The 18,573-nt window shown below is 70.1% G+C and carries 11 protein-coding genes; 8 read left to right on the top strand and 3 right to left on the bottom strand.

Translation table 11 applies throughout. The features are described from left to right. Positions 1-250: 250 nt before the first annotated feature. Both H4N64_RS39430 and glgX read right to left on the bottom strand, forming a co-directional pair. Complete coding sequence (locus H4N64_RS39430) at positions 251-1,537, bottom strand: L,D-transpeptidase (protein ID WP_418896331.1); 1,287 nt, start codon at positions 1,535-1,537, stop codon at positions 251-253. Positions 1,538-1,739: 202 nt separating this feature from the next. Beyond that, positions 1,740-3,977, bottom strand: a complete 2,238-nt coding sequence (gene glgX / locus H4N64_RS39425; protein ID WP_186287433.1) for a glycogen debranching protein GlgX — start codon at positions 3,975-3,977, stop codon at positions 1,740-1,742. Between the two features lie 277 nt (positions 3,978-4,254). Here glgX and H4N64_RS39420 point away from each other — a divergent pair, with 277 nt between their 5' ends. From H4N64_RS39420 to H4N64_RS39395, 6 genes are all read left to right on the top strand, one after another. After that, positions 4,255-5,484: an Ig-like domain-containing protein gene (locus H4N64_RS39420; RefSeq protein WP_186287432.1), complete on the top strand. Its 1,230-nt coding sequence runs from the start codon at positions 4,255-4,257 to the stop codon at positions 5,482-5,484. 63 nt (positions 5,485-5,547) lie between these two features. Further along, on the top strand, positions 5,548-7,329 hold the full coding sequence (locus H4N64_RS39415; RefSeq protein WP_186287431.1) for an ABC transporter ATP-binding protein: 1,782 nt from the start codon (positions 5,548-5,550) through the stop codon (positions 7,327-7,329). After that, on the top strand, positions 7,326-9,176 hold the full coding sequence (locus H4N64_RS39410) for an ABC transporter ATP-binding protein (RefSeq protein ID WP_186287430.1): 1,851 nt from the start codon (positions 7,326-7,328) through the stop codon (positions 9,174-9,176). Before H4N64_RS39415 ends, H4N64_RS39410 begins: the two co-directional genes overlap by 4 nt. Positions 9,177-9,470: 294 nt before the next feature. Continuing rightward, the gene (locus H4N64_RS39405) at positions 9,471-11,519 is read left to right on the top strand and encodes a M4 family metallopeptidase (RefSeq protein ID WP_186287429.1); all 2,049 of its coding nucleotides are present in this window, start codon (positions 9,471-9,473) and stop codon (positions 11,517-11,519) included. Positions 11,520-11,722: 203 nt separating this feature from the next. Further along, complete coding sequence (locus H4N64_RS39400; protein WP_186287428.1) at positions 11,723-13,369, top strand: M4 family metallopeptidase; 1,647 nt, start codon at positions 11,723-11,725, stop codon at positions 13,367-13,369. 69 nt (positions 13,370-13,438) lie between these two features. Continuing rightward, entirely contained in the window at positions 13,439-13,942 is a 504-nt protein-coding gene (locus H4N64_RS39395) for a DUF1990 domain-containing protein (RefSeq protein WP_186287427.1), read from the top strand. 19 nt (positions 13,943-13,961) lie between these two features. On the opposite strand, the gene H4N64_RS39390 is transcribed toward H4N64_RS39395, so the two are convergent. After that, positions 13,962-16,580, bottom strand: coding sequence for an alpha-glucan family phosphorylase (locus H4N64_RS39390; protein ID WP_186287426.1), 2,619 nt, complete (start codon positions 16,578-16,580; stop codon positions 13,962-13,964). 339 nt (positions 16,581-16,919) lie between these two features. Between H4N64_RS39390 and H4N64_RS39385 the strand changes: the two genes are divergently transcribed. Both H4N64_RS39385 and H4N64_RS39380 read left to right on the top strand, forming a co-directional pair. Beyond that, positions 16,920-18,122 (top strand): S8 family peptidase, encoded by a 1,203-nt coding sequence (locus H4N64_RS39385; protein ID WP_186287425.1) that lies wholly within the window; start codon positions 16,920-16,922, stop codon positions 18,120-18,122. Between the two features lie 237 nt (positions 18,123-18,359). Beyond that, on the top strand, positions 18,360-18,573 hold a 214-nt coding region (locus H4N64_RS39380), incomplete at its 3' end, for a maltotransferase domain-containing protein (protein WP_186287424.1).

Genomic DNA, 18,573 nt, shown 5'->3' with positions numbered 1-18,573 from the left:
CCGCGCAGAAGGGCGGCCCCGTAGAGCCTGCGTCACATCCTCGGCCGGATCGGCGCGAGGCGGCGATGGGGGTGCCCCCGCGCGAGTCGGCGAAGCCGTTCGAGCGTGGGGGAGCGTGCGATCGCAAGGCGCCGGAGCGCCCTCGACGGGGGAGGAACCACGTGGGCGGTTCGGCAACGCGGCTGGGGGTCCCCCTCTGGGGAGTGCGTGCCAGACGTCGCGCGCCCGGCCGGGGATGTGACACAGGCTCTTACTTCGTCCACTCCTCCCAGGACATGTTCCAGCCGTTGAGGCCGTTGTCCGGGGCGACCGTCTGGTCGTTGGAGTTCTTCACGACCACCACGTCGCCGATCATGGAGTGGTTGTAGAACCACGCGGCCGGGACGCCGCTGTCGTAGGCGCCCTTGACGTCGCGCAGGCCCACGCAGCCGTGGCTGGCGTTGTAGTTGCCGAAAGCGTCGCCGCCCCAGTAGTTGCCGTGGATGAAGGTGCCGGACTGGGTCAGGCGCATGGCGTGCGGGACGTCGTCGATGTCGTACTCGCCGTCGTAGCCGACCGTGTCGCCGTTCATCCGGGTCTCTACGAACTTCTCGGTGATGACCATCTGGCCGTTCCAGGTGTCGTACCCGGGCTTGCCGGTGGTGACCGGGATGGTCTTGACGACCTTGCCGTCCTGCATGACCTTCATGTGCTTGGTCTTCACGTCGACGACGGAGACCTGGTTACGGCCGATGGTGAAGGAGACGGTCTTCTTCTGCTCGCCGTAGACGCCGTCGCGGCCCTCGACGCCGTCGAGGTTGAGGTCGACGGTGACCTTGGTGCCTTCCTTCCAGTACTTCTCTGGGCGGAAGTCGAGGCGGTCGTTGCCGAACCAGTGGCCCTGGACGTCCACGGCCGGTTCGGTCTTGATCCGCACGGCCTTCTCGACGTCGTCCGGGTTGGTGATGCCCCGGTCGAAGCGGAGGGAGAAGGACATTCCGACGCCGACCTTCGAGCCGTCCTCGGGGGTGAAGCTGCCGATGAAGGTGTTCTCGGGCGTCAGTGTGGTGAAGCTGGAGTCCTCGGCGGCCGCACGGCCCTCGGAGTCCTTGGCGACCGCGTGCACGGTGTACTTGGTGGACGCGGCAAGGTGGGTGGACGGCGTCCAGCTCGCACCCCCGTCGGTGATCTTCCCGGGTATCGCCTCGCCCTTGGCGTCCTTGACGACGACCTCGGACAACTTGCCCTTGGCGGCGCTGACCTTGAGGGCGCCGCTGGTGTCGACGGACTTGGCGCCGTCCTTCGGGGCTATGGAGACCACGGCCTGCGACTGCTTGCTCTCGGCGGTGCCGGAGTCGTCGGCCTTGCCCTTGCCGTCGCCGGAACCCGAGTCCGAGCCCCCACCGCACGCGGTGACCGCCAGCAGCAACCCGCCTGCCAGCACCGCCGTCATCCTCCGCCGCCCGCGCCTGCCCCTCGTTTGATTCGTTCGCCCCCGGGGCTCCGCCTCGCTCGCGCGTGCGTCAACCGACGCCCCCGATATCGGTCGCACGTTCAAGTCCTTCTCTCCCCTCGCCGGGCCTGGTCAGGCCCCCGCCCCCACACGTCAGCCACGTGCTCGGCGCATATTAACCACAAGGTCATCCGGCGCGACGCCCCACGATTGTCACCGTTCCGTACCGAGTTCGGCCCCTCCGACGCAGAAGCCGGGAATCCGCCCCGGACTCCATCGACCTGCGACGCCGCCCCAGCAGCCCCCCTCAGCCCACCACTTTCAGCAGCAGCACCGCCCGCGCCGGAACCGTGATCGCCGTCCCCGCCCGATGCACCGCCCCCGGTGACTCGCCCTGCTCCTCCCGCGCGGTGTCGACGACCACCTCGTACTCCTCCGCCCATGGCGGCGCCGGCAGCACGAAGCTCACCGGGCGGTCCCCGGCGTGCAGGACGGCCAGGAAGCTGTCGTCGACGATCGGGGCGCCCCGTTCGTCCCGGCCCGGGATGTCCCGCCCGGAGAGATACATGCCGAGCGTGGCGGCGGGCGCGTACCAGTCCCGTTCCGTCATCTCCGTGCCCCGCGCGGTGAACCAGGCCAGATCCCGCAGCCCGTCCGCCGAGTGCGCGCGCCCGGAGAAGAAGGCCCGGCGGCGCAGCACGGGATGCCGGTGGCGCAGCTCGATCAGCCGGGAGGTCAGCTCGAACAGCGCCTTCCAACCCGGGTCCTCCAGCAGCCCCCAGTCCAGCCAGCTGATCTCGTTGTCCTGGCAGTAGGCGTTGTTGTTGCCGCGCTGGGTGCGCCCCAGCTCGTCGCCCGCGACCAGCATCGGCACACCCGTGGACAGCAACAGGGTGGTCAGCAGGTTCCGCAACTGCCGCCGCCTGAGCGCCCGTACGCGCTCCTCGTCCGTCTCGCCCTCCGCGCCGCAGTTCCACGCGCGGTTGTCGTCCGTGCCGTCCCGGTTGCCCTCGCCGTTCGCCTCGTTGTGCTTGTGCTCGTAGGACACGAGATCGCGGAGCGTGAAACCGTCGTGCGCCGTCACGAAGTTGACCGAGGCGTACGGCCGCCTGCCGCCCCACGCGTACAGGTCGCTCGACCCCGACAGCCGGTAGCCCAGATCCCGTACGTCCGGCAGCGCGCCCCGCCAGAAGTCCCGTACGGCGTTGCGATAGCGGTCGTTCCACTCCGTCCACAGCGGGGGGAACGCGCCCACCTGATAGCCGCCGGAGCCCACGTCCCATGGCTCGGCTATCAGTTTCACCCGGCGCAGCACCGGGTCCTGGGCGATGACGGCGAGGAACGGCGAGAGCATGTCGACGTCGTGCATGGAGCGGGCCAGCGCGGCGGCGAGGTCGAAGCGGAAGCCGTCGACGCCCATCTCGGTGACCCAGTAGCGCAGGGAGTCGGTGATCAGCCGCAGGACATGGGGCTGGACGACATGGAGGGTGTTGCCGCAGCCCGTGTAGTCGGCGTACCTGCGTGCGTCCGACTGCAGGCGGTAGTAGCCCCGGTTGTCGATGCCCTTCAGGGACAGCGTCGGGCCCAGCTCGCCCGCCTCCGCCGTGTGGTTGTAGACGACGTCGAGGATGACCTCGATCCCGGCCTCGTGCAGCGCGCGCACCATCCGCTTGAACTCGCCGACCTGCTGACCGGTCGTCCCGGAGGCCGCGTACCCGGCATGCGGGGCGAAGTAGCCGATGGAGTTGTAGCCCCAGTAGTTCTTCAGGCCGCGCCGCAGCAGATGGTCCTCGTGCGCGAACTGATGGACCGGCAGCAGCTCCACGGCCGTCACGCCCAGCTTGACCAGGTGCTCGATCGCGGCCGGGTGCGCGAGACCCGCGTACGTCCCGCGCAGTTCTTCGGGGATGCCCGGGTGCAGCTTGGTGAAGCCGCGTACATGCACCTCGTAGATGACCGAGTCCGCCCACGGCGTCTTCGGCCGGCGGTCGTCCGTCCAGTCGTCGTCATCGTGCACGACGACGCCCTTGGGGACGTACGGCGCCGAGTCCCGGTCGTCCCGGACGGTGTCCGCGACCTGCTGCTGCGGCCAGTCCCGGACATGGCCGTACACCTCCGGCGGCAGCCCGAAGTCGCCGTCCACCGCGCGGGCGTACGGGTCGAGCAGCAGCTTCGCCGGGTTCCAGCGGGCGCCGGTCCAGGGATCCCAGCGGCCGTGCACCCGGAAGCCGTAACGCTGGCCCGGCATCACACCGGGCACGAAGCCGTGCCAGATCTCGTGCGTCAGCTCGGTCAGCTTGGCCCGGGTCTCCTTGCCCGCATCGTCGAACAGACACAGCTCGACCGCCTCGGCGCCGCCCGCCCACAGCGCGAAGTTGGTACCGGCCACCCCGTCCGGGCCCACTCGGAAGCGGGCGCCCAGCGGCGTCGGCGCACCCGGCCACACGGGCGCGCCCGGCGTCCGGCGCGGGGTTCCGTTGAGGACGGCGCCTTCGGCGGCCCGCTCCTGAGCCACCGCCTCACGCTCGGCTGCGCTGCTGGACACCTTCGGCCTCCCACGGCTCGCTTGAACAACGCGGAAACGGGCATGCCAAGACCCCGGCCACTCTTTTAGGGCTGTTCGCCTCCGGTGCGCTTCTGCCGGTGTCGGGAGGGCGACCGTGCTCAACCCTTCGGGCCTGCGCGCGCTCGCCCTCCCGACACCGGCGCGCCCCTTCGGCTCACAGCCGTGGCTCCCCGTCGCGTCGTCCTCCCCACTGTTCTGCCCAGCGCTTGGCTCGCACTCACGTTTCCCCGGAGCGTGCCCGGTCGTTGGGATCCTTGTGAGGCACGTACAAGGGCGCGCGCGGCGCGCGGGGGCCGCGCTGGCCGCCGTACTGACATGGGCAGGACTGCTGGCCGGGGCCGCCGGCTGCACTTCGGACGCCACCGGCGGGCTCGGCAGATCCCGGGCACCCGAGGAGGTGATTCGCGTCTCCCCGGACGACGGCAGCCGGGGGGTGAGCCCCGAGAAGCCGTTGCGGGTAGGGGTGCCCAGCGGGCGCCTGGAGTCGGTGAAGGTCGTCAAGTCGCAGGACGCGCAGGAAACCCCGGTCCCCGGGCGCATCTCCGACGACGGACTGCGCTGGGAACCCGACGACCGACAGCTGGCGCTGGCCGCCCGCTACACCGTCGACGTGGTGGCCCTCGACGGCCACGGCCGCCGCTCCGCCCGGCACACCACCTTCACCACCTACGTCCCCGAGGAACGGTTCATCGGGTACGTCTCCCCGGAGAACCGCTCCACCGTCGGCACCGGAATGATCGTCTCCCTGGAGTTCAACCGGGAGATCGAGAACCGCGCCGCCGTCGAGCGGGCCGTGCACGTCACCGCCCGCCCGGCCGTCGAGATCCGCCCGCACTGGTTCGGCAAGGGCCGCCTCGACTTCCGCCCCGAGCGGTACTGGAAGCCCGGCACCCAGGTCACCGTCTCCCTCCAACTCCGCGACGTGGAGGGCGCGCCCGGGGTCTACGGCCTGCAGTACAAGACGTTCTCCTTCACCGTCGGCCGCCACCAGGTCTCCACCGTCGACGCGGCCGAGCACACCATGGACGTCCGGCGCGACGGCGAACTCCTCGCCACCGTCCCGATCACGGCCGGCGCCCCCAAGACCACCACCTACAACGGCAAGATGGTCGTCACCGAGATGCTCGAAGTGACCCGGATGAACGGCGCGACGGTCGGCTTCACCGACAACGACGGCAAGGGCGAGTACGACATCCCGGATGTCCCGCACGCCATGCGGCTGACCGATTCCGGCACCTTCCTGCACGGCAACTACTGGGCGCCGGACGCCTTCGGGAAGGCCAATGTCAGCCATGGCTGCGTGGGGCTCAGGGACGTCCAGGGCGGCGGTTCGGACACCCCGGCGGGCTGGTTCTTCGACCGCAGTCTGATCGGGGACGTCGTCGAGGTCGTCAACAGCAAGGACAAGCAGGTCGCTCCGGACAACGGCCTCGGCGGATGGAACATGGACTGGGAGACGTGGAAGGCCGGGAGCGCGGTGGAGTAGCGGGGCTGCCGTCGGCCAAAACTCGGTGGGCGTTGTCAGTGGCGATCCGTAGGCTCGCTGCTGATGCCCACGACACCTGTAACCACCAAGGAACGCTCCGCCGTCAGGACCCTGCTGCGCCTGTGGCCGTACGTCCGGCCGGTGCGGGCGCGGCTGTTCACCGCCGCGTTCGTGGCGATCCTCGCCTCGTGCGTGGGGCTTGTGATCCCGCTCGTGCTGAAGTGGATGGTGGACGGGCCGGTCTCCGAGCGGGATCCGGCCGGGGTATGGCTCGGGGCGCTGTATCTGCTGCTGCTCGGGCTCGCGGAGGCGTTGCTGTTCGGGCTGCGGCGCTGGCTGGTGGCCCGGCCGCTGTCGCATGTCGAGGCGGAGATGCGGGCGGGTCTTTACCGGCATCTCCAGCGACTGCCCGTCGCCTTCCATGACCGGTGGGCGTCGGGGCAGTTGCTGTCCCGGGGGACCACCGATCTGATGCTGCTGCGGATGTTCCTCGCGTTTCCGCTGACCTTCCTGCTGGTCAACGGCGTCACCATTCTGGTCGGCGTGATCATCATGCTGCTTCAGGACTGGACGCTGGGTCTTGTGATCCTCGGGCCCGCCGTGCCGGTGATCGTGATGTGCGTGGTCTTCGAGAAGCGGTACGCCGAGGTGGCGCGGCGTGCGCAGGACCAGGTCGGGGATCTGACGACCGTGGTCGAGGAGAGCGTGCTCGGGATCCGGATCATCAAGGGGTTCGGGCGGCATCGGAGTCAGGCCCGTGCGTTCCGGGAGCTGTCGTGGACGCTGCGGGGGACGGAGCTGCGGAAGGCTCGGCTGCTGGCCGCCATCTGGGCGGTGATCGTGACGTTGCCCGAGGTGGCTGTCGGGGCGGCGTTGGTGGTGGGGTGTGTGCAGGTCGCGGACGGTCAGCTGTCCGCGGGCACGTTGGTCGCCTTTCTGTCTACGGCGCTTGCTCTGCGGTGGCCCGTGGAGTCGATCGGGTTCCTGCTGGCGATGAGTCAGGAGGCGGCCACCGCTACGGAGCGGTACTTCGAGGTTCTGGACGAGGTGCCGGAGGAGGGGGCGGCACATCTGCCCGCAGCTACGCGGGCTGATCAGCGCGGACTTCTCTTCGACGGCGTCTCCTTCCGCTACCCCGACGCCCCACCCGACTCCCCACCCATCCTCGACCGCATCGATCTCCACATCCTCCCCGGCGAATCCATGGCCCTCGTCGGGGCCACCGGCAGTGGCAAGACCACCCTCACCGCGCTCGTCCCCCGCCTGCATGAAGTGACGTCCGGGCGGATCACTCTCGACGGCGCGGACATCATGGCCATGTCCCGGGAAGAGCTGCGCTCCACAGTCGCCGTCGCCTTCGAGGAGCCCACCCTGTTCTCCGCCTCCGTCGGGGAGAACGTCCTCATGGGGGCCGACGACACCGCCGGAACGCCCGAGCTCGACCGTGCGCTCTCCGTCGCTCAGGCCGACTTCGCGCACGCCCTTCCGCAGGGCACCGACACCCAGGTCGGCGAGCAGGGGCTCAGCCTCTCCGGAGGCCAGCGGCAGCGGCTGGCACTCGCGCGGGCAGTCGTAGGACGGCCGCGGTTCCTCGTGCTCGACGATCCGCTGTCCGCCCTCGATGTGCATACCGAAGCCGCCGTGGAGGCCGCCTTGCGGGACGTTCTCGCGGAGACCACCGCGCTGATCGTGGCGCACCGGCCGTCCACCGTGCTGCTCGCCGACCGGGTCGCCCTGCTCTCCGGCGGGCGGATCGTCGCGGTCGGGACGCATCACGAACTGCTGCGCACGAACGCCGAGTACGCCCATCTGATGTCGGGAGCGGACGAGGAGGCCCACCGATGACCGCGCCCACCACCACGGCACCGGCCAAGAGCGGCGGACCGCAGAGCGAGGACACCGGGGACCCCTTCGACCGGGACGTCCTGCCCACTCCCCCGGGCGCCACCGGCGCGCTGCTGCGTTCGCTGCTCACGCCGATGAAGGCGAGGGTCGCGCTCACCACCCTGCTGCTGCTGGTCCAGCAGGCGGCCGTGCAGGCGGGCCCGCTGCTGGTGGCGTACGCCATCGACGAGGCCGTACCGGCGTTCCGGGCGGACGACCACGGCCCGCTGATCGCCGTGGCCGTCGGCTATCTGCTCTGCGCGGCGGTCTCCGGCGCCCTCCAGTACGCGTTCATCATCGCCTCGGCCCGCGTCAACCAGGATGTGCTGCTGGATCTGCGCGGCCGGATCTTCCGGCACGCGCAGGCGCTGAGCGTCGACTTCCACGAGCGATATACGAGCGGCCGTCTGATCTCCCGGTCCACCACGGACGTGGAGTCGCTGCGGGAGCTGCTCAGCGAGGGGCTTCAGGAACTCGTCACCGTCATCCTGTCGTTCGTCTACATCTCGGCGATGCTGCTCTGGCTCGACCTCGGGCTCGGCGCGGTCGCGGTGGCCTCCTTCGTGCCGCTGTATCTGCTGATGCGGAACTACCAGCGGCGGGCGGGGCGGGTGTACCGGATGCGGTCCACCGCCATCGCCGCGGTGATCGTGAAGTTCGTGGAGACGATGAACGGCATCCGGCCGGTGCGCGCGTTCCGCCGCGAGGCCGTCAACGACGCCGACTTCGCGGTACTGAACAAGCGGCACGAGCGGACCAACGGCGACGCGCTGCTGGAGATGGCCCGGTATGTCGTCGGCTCACGGCTGGTCGCCAACACGGCCGTCGCGGCGATCGTGCTGTGGGGCGCCTACCGGGTCGCGGGCGGCACGCTGGCGCTCGGGGTGCTGGCGGCCGCGGTGCTGTATCTGCGGCGGCTGTACGACCCGATCGACCGGCTCGCCATGTTCCTGAACTCCTACCAGTCGGCGGCGGCCTCCCTGGAGAAGATCGCGGGGCTGCTGACCCAGACACCGTCCGTGCCCGAGCCGTCAACACCCAGGCAGCTCCCGGCACTTGAGTCCGAGCACCCCGGCCGCGAGGTCGTCTTCGACGGGGTGCGGTTCGCCTATCGCACCGGCGGCGAGGTGCTGCCCACCTTCGATCTCACCCTTCCGGCCGGGCAGACGGTCGCGGTGGTCGGTGCGACCGGCGCCGGCAAGTCGACGCTGGCGAAGCTGCTCGCCCGGTTCTACGACCCGTCCGACGGCCGGGTACTGCTGGACGGGGTCGATCTGCGCGAGCTGTCCGTGCCCGAACTGCGGCGCGGGGTGGTGATGGTGACCCAGGAGGCGTTCCTGTTCTCCGGCACGGTCGCCGAGAACATCGCCATCGGGCGGCCCGACGCCACCCGGGAGGAGATCGAGCGGGCCGCGAAGGCGATCGGCGCGCACGAGTTCATCAGCGCCCTGCCCGACGGCTACGACACCGACGTGCGCAAGCGGGGCGGCCGTATCTCCGCGGGTCAGCGCCAACTCGTGGCGTTCGCACGGGCGTTGCTCGCCGACCCCGCGGTGCTGATCCTCGACGAGGCGACCAGTTCGCTGGACATCCCTGGGGAGCGGGCGGTGCAGCGCGCGATGGCGACCGTGCTGCAGGGCCGTACGGCGGTGGTGATCGCGCACCGGCTGTCCACCGTGGAGATCGCGGACCGGGTACTGGTCATGGAGCACGGACGGATCGTCGAGGACGGCTCGCCCGCCGAACTCATCGCGGGGACCGGCCGGTTCGCCGATCTGCACCGGGCGTGGCGGGACAGTCTGGCGTAGGCCCAAAGGGGTGGATCCAGGCAAGCGGCAGATCCAAACTGTCCGTATAACGAACATGAACTCCCGGACAACGAACGATTTCCGGCCAACTTTCTGACGCGACCCTGACAGGAGTGCTGATCTCCTGCCACGCTTCCCACGGCCGCTTCACAGCAACCCCATACGTTCCCACCGCTGTGTCAGGCCGTCGCTCCCGCACGTCGTTCTGCGTACCGCCAGTTCTGCCCGCCCGGCCCACCCGCCGGACGGTCTCCCCTGGCCGCGCGATCCGCGGCCGCGCAGAAGGAGTCAGTTTTGAGAAGCAGTTCCTCAGACAGACGCACCTCCCACAGATCCACCACCCGTCGGGCCGCCGCAGTCGCCCTCGTCGGTGTGTCCGCCCTGATCGCCGCGGCCGTCCAGTCGGGCGCCGCCACCGCAGCCCCGGAGAAGGCACCGTCGGCCGCGGGCAAGGTCGTCCCGGGCGCCGAGTCGGTCAAGCTCACCCCCGCCCAGCGCGCCGAGCTGATCCGCACGGCCAACGCCACCAAGGCGGAGACCGCCGAAGAACTCGGCCTCGGCGCCAAGGAGAAGCTGGTCGTCCGTGACGTCCTCAAGGACGGCAACGGCACGATCCACACCCGCTACGAGCGCACCTACGACGGACTGCCCGTCCTCGGCGGCGACCTCGTCGTCAAGAGCACCAAGGCGGACGCCACCGCGGCCGTCGTGAAGGCCACCAAGAAGGCGATCAAGCCGGCCACCACCAAGGCGGCCGTGTCCGCGGCGAAGGCCGAGCGGCAGGCGCTCGCCGCGGCGAAGGCGGAGGACGCCAAGGACGCGGACGTCAACCGTGCGCCCCGCAAGGTGATCTGGGCGGCCAACGGCACCCCGAAGGTGGCGTTCGAGACGGTCGTCGGCGGCGTCCAGCACGACGGCACCCCGCAGGAGCTGCACGTCGTCACCGACGCCACCACGGGCGAGAAGCTGTACGAGTGGGAGGCCATCGAGACCGGCACCGGCAACACGGTGTACTCCGGCACGGTCACCCTCACGACCACGCAGTCCGGATCGACGTACAACCTCACCGACGGCGCGCGCGGCGGGCACAAGACGTACAACCTCAACCGCGGCACCTCCGGCACCGGGACGCTCTTCTCCGGCTCCGACGACGTGTGGGGCAACGGCAGCCCGTCCAACCTGGAGTCGGCCGCGGCCGACGCGCACTACGGCGCCGCGCTGACCTGGGACTACTACAAGAACGTGCACGGGCGCAGCGGCATCCGCGGCGACGGCGTCGGCGCGTACTCCCGGGTCCACTACGGCAACAACTACGTCAACGCCTTCTGGTCCGACAGCTGCTTCTGCATGACGTACGGCGACGGCTCGGGCAACACCAACCCGCTGACGTCGATCGACGTGGCCGCGCACGAGATGACGCACGGGCTCACGTCCAACACGGCCGGCCTCAACTACAGCGGCGAGTCCGGCGGCCTCAACGAGGCCACCTCCGACATCTTCGGGTCGACGGTCGAGTTCTACGCCAACAACTCCTCCGACGTCGGTGACTACCTCATCGGCGAGGAGATCAACATCAACGGCGACGGCACGCCGCTGCGTTACATGGACGAGCCGGACAAGGACGGCTCGTCGTACGACAACTGGTTCTCCGGGATCGGCAACCAGGACGTGCACTACTCGTCCGGCCCCGCGAACCACTTCTTCTACCTCCTTTCGGAGGGCAGCGGCGCCAAGACCATCAACGGCGTCAGCTACAACTCGCCCACCGCGGACGGCCTCGCGGTCACCGGCATCGGCCGGGACAAGGCGGAGAAGATCTGGTTCCGCGCGCTGACCACCAAGTTCACCTCCACCACCAACTACGCGGGCGCCCGCACCGGCACCCTCGCGGCGGCCGGTGAGCTGTACGGCACCACCAGCCCCGAGTACGCGGCGGTGCAGCATGCCTGGGCAGGCGTCGCCGTCGGTTCGCGGCCGGGTGGCGGCGGTGGCGGCACGTCCTTCGAGAACACCGCCGACGTGTCGATCCCGGACAACGGTTCGGCGGTCACCTCGTCGATCACCGTCTCCGGGCGGACCGGCAACGCGCCGTCCAACCTCGCGGTGGCGGTCGACATCGTCCACACCTTCATCGGTGACCTCCAGGTCCAGCTCGTGGCCCCCGACGGCACGGCGTACACGCTGAAGGGCTACGGCACCGGCGGCAGTTCGGACAACATCAACACCACGTACACCGTGAACGCCTCCTCCGAGGTCGCCAACGGCACCTGGCAGTTGAGGGTCCAGGACAACGCGGCCATCGACACCGGCTACATCAACAGCTGGAAGCTGACGTTCCCGTAGAACGTCCCGCTCCTTGTGACAGGGCGCCGTCCCGGTGGTTCAACTCCCCGGGACGGCGCCCGCTTTACATTCCTGAAACGTTCACCGGACAGTCGGGTTTCGGTCAATATCGTTTAGGGGTCCTGACATGTACGCGCCTCTGGTGTCACTCTTCCCTCACCCGCCGCACAACTTCCCAGCCCTCCCCCACATAAGGAGTTTGTGTGACCCCCCTCTACGCGCGTCACAAGCGCACCACCCTGGCCATCGCCACCGCGGTCGCGGCCGGGGCCCTCCTCACCACCGGTCTGACCACCACCGGTGCCGCCGCCAAGACCGACCCTGCCGCCGACGCCGCCCCGGTCCAGCTCACCTCCGCCGCCCGCACGGCCCTGATCAAGCAGGCGGCCGCCGAGGCGCCCACGACGGCCGACGCGATAGGCCTCGGCGCCAAGGAGGAACTGGTCGTCAAGGACGTCGTGAAGGACGCCGACGGCTCCACCCACACGCGCTATGAGCGCACTTACGCGGGCCTGCCCGTCCTCGGCGGCGACCTCATCGTCCACGAGACGGCGTCCGGCAGGACCGAGGGCGTCACGAAGGCCACCAAGGCCGCCGTCAAGGTCGCCGACCTCACCGCCGACGTCACCAAGGCCGCCGCCGAGAAGCAGGCCGTGAAGGCCGCCAAGGCGGAGGGCTCCACCAAGTCCGCCGCCGACAAGGCCCCGCGCAAGGTCGTCTGGGCCGCGAGCGGCACCCCCACCCTCGCCTACGAGACGGTCGTCGGCGGCTTCCAGCACGACGGCACCCCGCAGGAACTGCACGTCGTCACCGACGCGCAGAGCGGCGAGAAGCTGTACGAGTGGGAGGCGGTCCAGACCGGCACGGGCAACAGCCAGTACAGCGGCACGGTGACCATCGGCACCTCGCTGTCGGGCTCGACGTACCAGCTCAACGACTCCTCGCGCGGCGCCCACAAGACGTACAACAAGGCGCGCTCCACCTCCTCCTCGGCGGGCACCCTGTTCACCGACGCGGACGACACCTGGGGCACCGGAGCGGCGTCGAGCTCCTCGACCTCGCAGACCGCCGCCGTGGACGCCCACTACGGCGCCCAGGTCACCTGGGACTTCTACAAGAACGTCCTCGGCCGCAACGGCATCAAGAACAACGGCGTCGCCGCCTACTCCCGGGTCCACTACGGCAACGCCTACGTCAACGCCTTCTGGTCCGACAGCTGCTTCTGCATGACGTACGGCGACGGCTCGGGCAACACCAAGCCGCTCACCTCGCTGGACGTGGCCGGCCACGAGATGACCCACGGCGTCACCTCCAACACCGCCGGGCTCAACTACTCCGGTGAGTCGGGCGGCCTGAACGAGGCGACCTCGGACATCTTCGGCACGGCGGTGGAGTTCTACGCGGCGAACTCCAAGGACGTCGGCGACTACCTCATCGGCGAGAAGATCGACATCAACGGCGACGGCACCCCGCTGCGGTACATGGACCAGCCGAGCAAGGACGGCTCGTCCGCGAACTACTGGTCGTCGTCGCTGGCGAACCTGGACGTGCACTACTCCTCCGGCCCCGCGAACCACTTCTTCTACCTCCTTTCGGAGGGCAGCGGCGCGAAGACGATCAACGGCGTCAGCTACAACTCGCCGACCTACAACGGCTCCACGGTCACCGGCATCGGCCGGGACAAGGCGGTCAAGATCTGGTACAAGGCGCTGACCGAGTACATGACCTCGACGACCAACTACAAGGGCGCCCGCACCGCCACGCTCAGCGCGGCCTCGGCCCTGTACGGCTCCACCAGCACCGAGTACAAGGCGGTCGCCGCGGCCTGGACCGCCGTCAACGTCAGCTGACCGACACGGCGTTGACGGGCGGCACCCGGGACGAAGGCATCCCCGGGTGCCGCCCTACGCTTGGTACCCATGTCCTTCACGTACGACGACGTCGGCGCCACCCGGGAGCCCGGGTTCTGCCCGCCCGGATTCCACCCGCTGCATGTGCGCACCCGCATCGGCGAGGGCCACGAGGTCTTCAGCCGGGCGGCCGAGGCCGTGCTGACCTGGGACATGCACCGGGCGATGGGCGTCGGCATAGACGCCTCCGCGGAACGCGCGGCGCCCGGCGTCGACGTCACCGTCACCCTGGCCGGCGTCATCAAGGCACCGTGCCGTGTGGTGTGGACGGTGGAGGAACACCGCCGCGCGGGCTGGGCGTACGGCACGCTGACCGGGCACCCGGAGTGCGGCGAGGAGTCCTTCGTCGTGGACCGCACCGGGGACGGCACCGTGTGGCTGACGGTGCACGCCTTCAGCCGGGGAGCGAAGTGGTACGCCCGCGCCGGCGGTCCCGCGACCCGCGGCCTTCAGCAGGCGTACGCACGGCGGTGCGGGGTCGTGCTGCGGAGGATGTGCGGGGGCGACACCTAGACGCCCCCGCGGTACCGCCTCAGCGCATGAGGACCCCGGCGCCCTCCACCACATCCTCCGACGGCGCGGTGACCAGACCCAGCTCCGCGCTCGACGCCAGCAGTCGGTGCGCCGGAAGGATCCGTACCGTGTAGCCGTACGGCCCTGTGCGGTCCAGGGACAGCGGGCCCTCGTAGACCCACCGCCCGTCCAGGTCGGGCCCGCCCGTCGGCTTCAGCGGGACCGTCGCCGCGTCCGTGATGCGGTCCTCGCCGTCGACCCGGCCCGAGACCGCCTGGACCTCCACGTCGTCCGGGACGAGATCGCCGAGGCCGACGCGGACCCTGAGGCTCAGGGTCGTGCCCAGTTCCGCCGTCGTCGTGGCGACCGAGGTCTCCACATGGTCGACGCTCACCCCGTGCCAGGCTCCCCGCACCCGCGCCTTCCAGGTCGCCAGTTCGCGCGCGGAGTCCGCGTCCATCGAGCGGTGGGCGAGCGCGGCCGGGGTGTAGAGACGCTCCACGTACTCCCGGACCATCCGCCCGGCCAGCACCTTCGGGCCGAGCAGGGTGAGGGTCTGGCGGACCATCTCGATCCAGCGGTCGGGCAGTCCGCTCTGGCCGCGCTCGTAGAAGCGCGGGGTCACCCGCTGCTCCAGCAGGTCGTAGAGCGCCGCCGCCTCGATGTCGTCCCGGCGGTCCGCGTCCGTCTCCGAGCCGTCCGCCGTGGGGATCGCCCAGCCGAAGTCCGGCTGGAACCACTCGTCCCACCAGCCGTCCAGCACCGACAGATTGAGACAGCCGTTCAGCGCCGCCTTCATCCCCGAGGTGCCGCACGCCTCCAGCGGGCGGAGCGGATTGTTCAGCCAGATGTCGCAGCCCGGGTACAGCTTCTGCGCCATCGCCATGCCGTAGTCCGGCAGGAACACGATCCGGTGGCGCACCCGCGGGTCGTCCGCGAACCGCACCAGGTCCTGGATGAGCCGCTTGCCGCCGTCGTCCGCCGGGTGCGCCTTGCCCGCCACCACGATCTGGATCGGATGCTCGGGGTGCAGCAGCAGATCCATCAGCCGGTCACGGTCGCGCAGCATCAGGGTGAGGCGCTTGTACGACGGGACACGGCGGGCGAATCCGATGGTGAGGACGTCGGGGTCGAGCACCCCGTCGATCCACCCCAACTCCGCGCTGCCCGCGCCGCGTTGCCGCCACGACGTCCGCAGCCGCTCGCGCACCTCCACCACGAGCTGCTCGCGCAGCACCCGGCGCAGCTCCCAGATCTCCTGGTCGGGGATGTCCGCCACCGCGTCCCAGCGGTCCGAGCCACCGACCGTGAGCGCGTCCTCGGTGCGCTGGGCGCCGATCTGCTTGGCGCCGAGCCGGAACACCTCGGGGGCGACCCAGGTCGGGGCGTGGACGCCATTGGTGACCGAGGTGATCGGCAGCTCGTCGGCGTCGAAGCCCGGCCAGAGCCCGGAGAACATCTCGCGGCTGACGTTGCCGTGCAGCAGCGAGACGCCGTTGGCGCGCTGGCCGAGGCGCAGGCCCATCACCGCCATGTTGAAGAGGTTCGGCTCGCCTCCGGCGTAGGTCTCCATGCCGAGCTGGAGGACGCGCTCGACGTCGATGCGCGGGAGTTCGGCGTTGGGGCCGAAGTGGCGGGCGACCAGCTCACGGTCGAAGCGGTCGATGCCGGCGGGGACGGGCGTGTGGGTGGTGAAGACGGTCCCGGCCCGCACCGCCTCAAGACCGGAGTCGAAGTCAAGGCCCTGGTCGCACAGTTCGGCGATCCGTTCGAGTCCGAGGAAGCCCGCGTGCCCCTCGTTGGTGTGGAAGACCTCGGGCTCCGCGTGGCCCGTCAGCCGGCAGTACGTCCGTACCGCCCGCACCCCTCCTATACCCAGCAGCATCTCCTGGAGCAGCCGGTGCTCGCTGCCGCCGCCGTAGAGCCGGTCGGTCACCCCGCGTTCGCCGAGGTCGTTCTCCTCCACGTCGGAGTCGAGGAGCAGCAGCGGGACCCGGCCGACCTGGGCCAGCCAGACGCGGGCGTGCAGGGAGCGGCCGCCGGGCAGGGCGAGGGAGACCTGGGCGGGGGTGCCGTCGGCGTCCCTGAGCAGCGCCACCGGCAGTTCGTTGGGGTCGAGCACCGGGTAGTGCTCCTGCTGCCAGCCGTCCCTCGAAAGGGTCTGCCGGAAGTAGCCGTGCCGGTACAGCAGCCCCACTCCGATCAGCGGCACCCCGAGATCGCTGGCCGCCTTCAGGTGGTCGCCGGCCAGGATACCGAGGCCGCCGGAGTACTGCGGCAGGGCGGCGGTGATGCCGAACTCGGGGGAGAAATAGGCGACGGCGGCCGGGAGTTCGGAGGACTGCGACTGATACCAGCGGTCACCGGAGACATAGTCGGTGAGGTCGTCGGCAACGGCCGTCAGACGGCGCAGGAAGCGCCGGTCCTCGGCCAGCTCGGCCAGTCTCCCCGGCGACACACTGCCCAGGAGCCGTACGGGGTCACCGCCCGAGGAAGCCCAGCGTTCGGGATCGACGGACTGGAACAGGTCGCGGGTCTCCGCATGCCAGGACCAGCGCAGATTGCGCGCCAGGTCGCTGAGCGGCCGGAGGGGTTCGGGGAGAACGGGACGGACAGTGAATCGACGGATCGCCTTCACATTCCACCTCGGCAGGCGTGCGGAAGAGGACGCACGGCGGTGTGCGTCCTGTCATCATCTGCACGGTATCGGTGTGGGCGCTCTGTAACCACGGCGCCTTTCCCGACGTCTCCAGTGATTCTGGAGCGGGACTCGATCCGGACCACACGCACACTCCGTCCGAAAAGCGCCGCAACCTTCACGGATCCGCCATCGGCGATATGGCCGATTCCGCCCCCGTAGGCGTCCTTGTGGCGACTTCGCCCGCCACGAGAGGCTGCTCATGGCGTTCCGGCCCGCGCCGGGTGCACCCGGCAGGCAGCGGTCACCGGACGCCGAGTCGAGGAGGGGACTCGGATCATGGCACGGACGCGAACTCGGCGTCTGCGCTGGGCGGGGGGCCTGACCGCGGTGACCTGCGCCGCGGCACTTTCGGCCATCAGCCCGCCCGCGCACGCCGCACCGGAGGGGCGGATACTCGGCGCCGGTCAGCCCGGCTCCGTCAGCGGAAGCTACCTGGTGACACTCAAGGGGGGAACGCAGGCTCCGTCGGCGGCCGGACAAGGCCTCGCCGACAAGTACGGGGCGAAAATCAGCCACACCTACGGCACGGTTCTCAACGGCTACGCGATCAGGGCGAGCGAGAGACAGGCGAAGCGGCTCGCAGCCGACCCACGCGTCGCCTCGGTCGTCCAGGACACCCGGGTCACCCTGGAACACACCCAGAAGAACCCGCCGTCCTGGGGCCTGGACCGCATCGACCAGCGCAATCTGCCGCTGAACAACAGCTACACCTGGCCGGAGTCCGCGGGCTCCGGGGTGACGGTGTACGTGATCGACACCGGCATCCGTATCTCGCACAAGGACTTCGGCGGCCGCGCGAGCTACGGCTGGGACTTCGTCGGGGGCGACAAGTCGGCGGGCGACGGCAACGGCCACGGCACGCATGTCGCGGGCACGGTCGCCGGGTCCAAGTACGGCGTCGCCAAGAAGGCGAAGGTGGTCTCGGTGCGCGTCCTCGACAACGCGGGCGCGGGCACCACGGCCCAGGTCATCGCGGGCATCGACTGGGTGACCAGGAACGCGAGGAAGCCCGCGGTCGCCAACGTCAGCCTGGGCGGCCCTTACAACGCCCAGCTCAACACCGCCGTACGCAACTCCATCGCCTCCGGCGTCAGCTACACGGTCGCCGCGGGCAACTCCGGTCTCCCGGCCGGCCTCTACTCACCGGCGAGCGTCGGCCCGGCCATCACGGTCGGCGCCACCGACCGCAAGGACGCGCGGGCTGACTTCTCGAACTTCGGCTCGGCCCTCGACCTGTTCGCCCCGGGCGTCGCGATCACCTCGACGTCGTACGCGGGCGACAGCGCCAGGGCGACCTACTCCGGTACGTCGATGGCGGCGCCGCACGCGGCGGGCGCGGCCGCGCTCTATCTGGCCGACCACCGCAAGGCCACACCCGCACAGGTGTCCAACGCGCTCGTGGCACAGGCGGCGAGCGGAAAGGTCTCCGGGCACGGGCTCGGCTCACCGAACAAACTGCTCCAGGTACCGGGCTCGTAGCGGCGTGTTCGCGGCCTGTTGAGGGCGACCCGGAAGGATCGGCCCCGTCCGTCACGGACGGGGCCGGTCTTGTGTGCAGACATACGCGTGAGTAGTTAGCAAAGTGCCGGATTGCCCACCCGAATAGGGTGGGAAGGCTCCTCCGGTACACCTCACAGGCACGTCACAGCAGTACCCCGCAGGACCCACCTCCCCACAGCCATCCGCCCACCCACGTTGACGCGGACAGGAGCGGTCATGCCCGCCACGCACCACTCGTCAGCACCCCAGACGCGCAAGCCCGAGACATCCCCTGTACGCCGCCCGGCCGCCGCCGGACCGCCCGTCCCGGAGCCACCCTCCGCGGCCGCCGGCGCTCCCGGTGTCGGGCGCATACCAGTACTCGATGTCCGCCCGGTCGTCCAGGGCGGCCGCAGGCCCGCCAAGGCGGTGACCGGCGAGACGTTCGAGA

This window comes from Streptomyces cupreus, from assembly GCF_014257025.1.
GTDB lineage: Bacteria > Actinomycetota > Actinomycetes > Streptomycetales > Streptomycetaceae > Streptomyces > Streptomyces cupreus.
The sequence above is the reverse complement of the archived record's forward strand: the minus strand, read 5'-3'. Positions and strand labels throughout refer to the sequence as shown.